General features: G+C 57.4%; 2 protein-coding genes. Both read left to right on the forward strand.

Annotation, left to right across the window (positions count from 1 at the left end):
* Positions 1-749 (forward strand): extracellular solute-binding protein (locus AC2FNN_RS21475; protein ID WP_496760535.1); only part of this gene is annotated, 749 nt, incomplete at its 5' end.
* 132 nt (positions 750-881) lie between these two features.
* Positions 882-1,909, forward strand: a 1,028-nt coding sequence (locus tag AC2FNN_RS21480; protein ID WP_496760536.1) for a putative 2-aminoethylphosphonate ABC transporter ATP-binding protein, incomplete at its 3' end; no start/stop codon positions are given.

Below are 1,909 nucleotides of genomic sequence, written 5' to 3' on the forward strand. Positions count from 1 at the left end.
TGAAATCCGAAGGGATGCTGGAGCCTTATGCCCCGGCTGGCGTAGACAAGCTGGATGCGAAATTCGTCGATGGTGACAACCCGCCTGCCTGGGTTGGCATGGACGCCTGGGTTGCCTCGATTTGCTACAACACGGTTGAGGCGGAAAAGGCCGGGCTGAAGCCGCCGACCTCGTGGAAGGACCTGACTGATCCGATGTACAAGGATCAGGTTATCATGCCGAACCCGAATTCCTCTGGCACGGGGTTCCTTGATGTGTCCAGCTGGCTTCAAATGTTTGGCGAAGAAGGTGGCTGGGAATACATGGATGCGCTGCACGAGAATATTGCGCGCTACACCCATTCCGGCTCGAAGCCTTGCAAACTGGCGGCGGCGGGCGAGATCCCGATTGGTATTTCTTTTGCGTTCCGTGGGGCGAAATCCAAAGCTGATGGCGCACCGCTGGAAATCATTGTGCCTTCGGAAGGCGTCGGCTGGGACATGGAAGCAACCGCGATTGTGGCCGGCACTGCAAATCTGGAAGCCGCGCAGAAGCTGGTGGACTTCACCGTCACCAAAGAGGCCAACGAGATGTACAATACCGGCTATGCGGTCGTGGCGTATCCCGGCGTTGCAAAACCGGTTGAACACTTCCCAGAGGGTCTTCTGGATGCGATGATCAACAATGATTTCGAATATGCCGCCAACAATCGCGCGGCAATCCTGAAGGAATGGCAGTCTCGCTATGACGGAAAGTCTGAAGCGAAGTAATTCCATTGGCAGGAGGGGCTTTTGTGCCTCTCCTGCCCGCCACTCTCTTGTTCCCACCAACACAACCAACTCACCCGGCGCGCACCGGCCAGGATCGGTCGTGCCCGAGGTGCAGATGTGAGGACCTCTCCCGTGCTTCAGAAAACACCACCCGGTGAACTGTATCTCAGCATCCAGAATTTGTGGAAAGCGTTCGGCAGCTTTCTGGCACTCAAGGACATCTCTCTCGAAATCAAAGAAGGTGAATTCATTTGTTTCCTCGGCCCGTCCGGCTGCGGCAAGACCACCTTGTTGCGGGCGATTGCAGGGCTGGATCTGCAGACCAAGGGTACGATTATGCAGGATGGCAAGGACGTCTCCAACCTGCCTCCGTCCGAGCGCGATTTCGGGATTGTGTTCCAGTCCTATGCGCTGTTCCCGAACCTGACGATCGAAAAGAACATCGCATTTGGCCTTGAAAACACGGGCCGCAGCAAGTCGGATATCGCGGTTCGGGTGAGCGAGCTGCTGAACCTTGTTGGTCTGCCGGATCAGGGCAGGAAATACCCGGCGCAATTGTCCGGTGGCCAGCAGCAGAGGATTGCGCTGGCCCGCGCCATTGCAACCAATCCCGGTCTGCTGCTGCTGGACGAACCCCTGTCGGCGCTGGACGCCAAGGTGCGCGTTCACCTGCGGCATGAGATCAAGGAATTGCAGCGCAAGCTGGGTGTGACCACCGTGATGGTGACGCACGATCAGGAAGAAGCGCTGGCCATGGCCGACCGCATCGTGGTGATGAACCACGGGGTGATCGAACAAGTTGGATCGCCCACGGAGATCTACCGCGAACCGGCCAACCTGTTCGTGGCCGACTTTATCGGTGAAATGAACCAGATCCAGTCTCAGGTTACGAAAGGCGGGCGGTTGAGCGTCGGGGAAAAGACCTTTGCCTGCCTCAGCCACACGTTCAATGATGGAACCCCTGTCATTGCGGCCATTCGTCCCGAAGACATCATCCCTCATGAAGCTGGTTATCTTGACACGGGCGGCAATCGGAACTGCATCGAGGTCACGCTCGATGAAATGGAGTTTCTGGGCTCGTTCTGGCGCTGCCGCCTGAACAACGAGCGGTTCGGATCTTCGGAACTGATCGCGGATTTTTCGATCAACGCCGTGCGTCG

Source organism: Ruegeria sp. BHSA118 (assembly GCF_059613405.1).